This is a genomic window from Achromobacter sp. DMS1, from assembly GCF_001270295.1.
In genome coordinates this window covers 1-3,758 of record NZ_LHSJ01000347.1, presented here as the reverse complement: position 1 = coordinate 3,758, position 3,758 = coordinate 1, and the positions used below count along the sequence as shown (strand labels likewise).

The following is a 3,758-nucleotide window of genomic DNA, read 5'->3' as shown; positions in this document are numbered from 1 at the left end:
GCGCGGCGTCTTGTAGCGGTTGTAGCTCCACAGGTACTGCTCGGGATAACGCCGGATCACCGCTTCCATGGAGGCGTTGATGAGAGCGGCCTGCTGCGTGGGGTCTTCGGGCAGGGGCTCGGGCACGCGCACGAAATGCAGGCGCCAGCCCTTGCCGCGCGGCAGGCGCACACCGGCCACGAGGATCACCGGCACGCGGGTCTGCGTGGCGAGCTTGCCGGGCAGCGTCATGGTGTAGGCCATGCGGCCGAAGAAGGGCGCCCACACGCCTTCGCCCTCGCCCGGCGCCTGGTCGGGCAGCATGCCTACGCACTCGCCTTTGCGCAGCGTGCGCACGAATTCGCGCACGCCTTGCAGGGTGGCGGGCACGGCGCGCACGTTGGAGCTGTTGCGCGCAGTGTCGAGCAGGGGCGCGAGCATGTCTTTGCGCGGCGGGCGGAACATGACCGTCATGGGCAGGCGCTGGGCCACGTAGCGCGCGGTGATCTCGAAACAGCCCAGGTGCGGCGTGAGGAACAGGATGCCGCGGCCTTCGGCGCGCGCCGGCCCGACCACGGCGTCGAAGTCATCCGAGGTGGTCTGCGCCAGGCTTTGGCGGGAGCGGAACCAGACGCGCGGCATTTCCAGGATCATCGCGCCCGTCTGCGCGGCGGCGCGGCGGGCAAAGGCATTGCCGGGGTAGCCCGCCTGGGCCGCGTTGGCGCGCAGGCGGTCGCGGTACTTGCCGGGCCAGGCATAGGCGGCCAGGCCGAGCGCGCGGCCCAGGGCATGCGCGGCGGGCAGGGGCAGGCGGGCAAGCAGGCGAAACAGGGTGAGCAGCATGCGGCAAAGGACGAAGATCGGGCATGTTCATGCTGTTGACCGGGAATATGGAAAGAACCCGGCCGCCAGCATGAGATGCGCATTTTCGCCTAAAATAGTCTTTGTCGCCGAGTTAACCGACAACTTGCGGGGCGACGGCGGGCCGGCGGCGCATCGCTCCGGGCCTTCCAAATCCGCTAAAGCGTCGCGCCCAGATCAGTCTGCCTTGCGGTCCGGGGTGCAACGCGCCTCGTGAACCCATGCACCGGCTCTGCCGGACACGTAAGGACGCATCTGTGGCCAACAACGATTTTCTCTTCACTTCCGAATCCGTCTCCGAAGGCCATCCCGACAAGGTCGCCGACCAGATTTCCGACGCGATTCTGGACGCCATCTTCACGCAGGACCCGAATGCCCGCGTTGCCGCGGAAACGCTGTGCAACACCGGCCTGGTCGTGCTGGCTGGCGAAATCACCACCACCGCCAACGTCGACTACATCCAGGTCGCCCGCGACACCATCCGCCGCATCGGCTACGACAATACCGACTACGGCATCGACTACAAGGGCTGCGGCGTGCTCGTGGCCTACGACAAGCAGTCGCCCGACATCGCCCAGGGCGTGGACCGCACCTCGGAAGACTACCTGAACCAGGGCGCCGGCGACCAGGGCCTGATGTTCGGCTACGCCTGCGACGAAACCCCCGATCTCATGCCCGCGCCGATCTGGTACGCGCACCGCCTGGTGCAGCGCCAGAGCGAGCTGCGCAAGGACGGCCGCCTGCCCTGGCTGCGCCCTGACGCCAAGTCGCAGGTGACCTTCCGCTACGTGGACGGCCGCCCGGTCGAGGTGGACACCGTGGTGCTGTCCACGCAGCACGCGCCGGAAGTTTCGCAGGAAACCATCCGCGAAGCCGTCATCGAAGACATCATCAAGCCCAGCTTCGCCGAGGGCCTCATCACGCCCAAGACCAAGTTCCTGGTGAACCCCACGGGCCGCTTCGTCATCGGCGGCCCGCAAGGCGATTGCGGCCTGACCGGCCGCAAGATCATCGTCGACACCTACGGCGGCGCGTGCCCGCACGGCGGCGGCGCGTTCTCGGGCAAGGATCCGTCCAAGGTCGACCGCTCGGCCGCCTACGCCGCGCGCTACGTGGCCAAGAACATCGTGGCCGCCGGCCTGGCGCGCCAGTGCCAGGTGCAGGTGAGCTACGCCATCGGCGTGGCCGAGCCCATCAACATCACCGTCTACACCGAAGGCACCGGCGTCATTCCCGACGACCAGATCGCCCGCCTGGTGCGCGAGCACTTCGACCTGCGCCCGCGCGGCATCGTCAACATGCTCGACCTGCTGCGCCCCATCTACGCCAAGACCGCCGCCTATGGCCACTTCGGCCGTTCCGAGCCGGAATTCTCGTGGGAAGCCACCGACAAGGTGCAGGAGCTGAAGAAGGCCGCCTGATCCCGGGCCTGCAGCAAGCCGGGGCCGCCCTTGGGGCGGCCCTTTGCTTTTGCGCGCCGCCGCGGGCGGCCGGCGGACTCTTCGGCCCAGGCGAACGCCGGCCTCGGGATTCGAGAATGGCCTTCCGCCGCGGCGGCGCTCACACTAGCTCTCCAGACGGTCCGCACAGAGGCCGCGTAGGGAGACAAGCATGCTGCAACCGATACGCTGGCTGGCCGCCGGCGCGATGGCTCTTGCCCTGGCGAACGCGGCCCAGGCCGCCTGGCCCGAACGGCCGGTCACGCTCATCATTCCCGCTTCGCCCGGCGGCACCACCGACATTTCCGCGCGCCTGATCGCCGACAAGATGGCCGCCTCGCTGGGCCAGCAGGTCATCGTGGAGAACCGCGCTGGGGCGGCGGGCATCATCGGCGCGCAGGCGCTGGCGCGCGCCCGGCCCGACGGCTATACGCTGCTCATGGGCAATATCGGCCCCAACGCCATCAATTACGCCCTCTACAAGACGCTGCCCTACAAGCCGCAGGACTTCGCGCCTGTCACCCTGGTGATTTCCGTGCCCAACGTGCTGGTGGTGAACGAGGACTCGCCCGCGCGCACGGTGGCCGACCTGGTGGACTGGGCCAGGAAAAACCCGGGCGGCGTGTCGTTCGGCAGCTCGGGCGCGGGCCAGTCGCCGCATCTGTCGGCGGAGCTGTTCAAGCAGCGCGCCGGCATCGGCGGCACGCACGTGGCCTACAAAGGAGCCGGGCCGGCCGTGGCGGCGCTGCTGGGCAACCAGTTCAGCTTCATGATCGACAACCTGCCCAGTTCCATGCCGTACATCCAGTCCGGCAAGCTGCGGGCGCTGGCGGTCACCAGCGCGCAGCGCCAGCCCGAGCTGCCCGACGTGCCCACGATGGCCGAGGCCGGCGTCAAGGATATGGTGGTGACGGCCTGGTTCGGCCTGATGGCGCCGGCCGGCACGCCCGCGCCGGTCATCGACAAGCTCTACGCGGCGGCGCGCGACGCGGTGCGAAGCCCCGAGGTCCGCGAGCGCTTCCGCGCCATGGGCGGGCAGGCCGGCGGCAACACGCCGGCGGAGTTCGGCGCCTTCATCGACCAGGAACGCGCGCGGTGGAAGGCGATCGTGGACGCGGCCGGGCTGGCGAAGGAGCAATGAATGATCGACAAGATCCAGGAATCCATGGTCGAGGCGGTGTCCGTCATTCCGGACGGCGCCTCGGTGCTGGTGGGCGGTTTCGGCGAAGCCGGCGTGCCTTATGAGCTGCTGCAGTGCCTGGCCGAGCTGGGCCGGCGCGAGCTGACCATCATCGCCAACAATGCCGGCACTTTCGACCGCGGCATCGCCGCGCTGCTGAACCGCCGGCAGGTGCGCAAGATCATCTGCTCGCATCCGCGCCCGCCCAATTCGGAGGCTTTCGCGCGCGCTTTCCGCGCCGGCGAGGTCGAGCTCGAGTGCGTGCCGCAGGGCACGCTGGCCGAGCGGCTGCGCGCGGC

The 3,758-nt window shown here is 69.1% G+C and carries 4 protein-coding genes; 3 read left to right on the top strand and 1 reads right to left on the bottom strand.

The window, feature by feature from the left end; genetic code table 11:
- A partial coding sequence (locus AD428_RS23970; protein ID WP_053246818.1) for a lysophospholipid acyltransferase family protein occupies positions 1–822 on the bottom strand: 822 nt, incomplete at its 3' end.
- A gap of 275 nt (positions 823–1,097) precedes the next feature.
- Here AD428_RS23970 and metK point away from each other — a divergent pair.
- From metK to AD428_RS23955, 3 genes are all read left to right on the top strand, one after another.
- Positions 1,098–2,261 carry a methionine adenosyltransferase gene (metK, locus tag AD428_RS23965; protein ID WP_053246817.1) on the top strand — a complete coding sequence of 388 codons (1,164 nt, stop codon included), beginning with the start codon at positions 1,098–1,100 and terminating at the stop codon, positions 2,259–2,261.
- A gap of 190 nt (positions 2,262–2,451) precedes the next feature.
- Positions 2,452–3,420 carry a Bug family tripartite tricarboxylate transporter substrate binding protein gene (locus tag AD428_RS23960; RefSeq protein WP_053246816.1) on the top strand — a complete coding sequence of 323 codons (969 nt, stop codon included), beginning with the start codon at positions 2,452–2,454 and terminating at the stop codon, positions 3,418–3,420.
- A partial coding sequence (locus tag AD428_RS23955; RefSeq protein ID WP_152968215.1) for a 3-oxoacid CoA-transferase subunit A occupies positions 3,421–3,758 on the top strand: 338 nt, incomplete at its 3' end.

Coding starts and splice junctions, on each gene's coding strand:
- AD428_RS23960 (WP_053246816.1), top strand. CDS start 2,452: ATGCTGCAACCGATACGCTGGCTGGCCGCCGGCGCGATGGCTCTTGCC.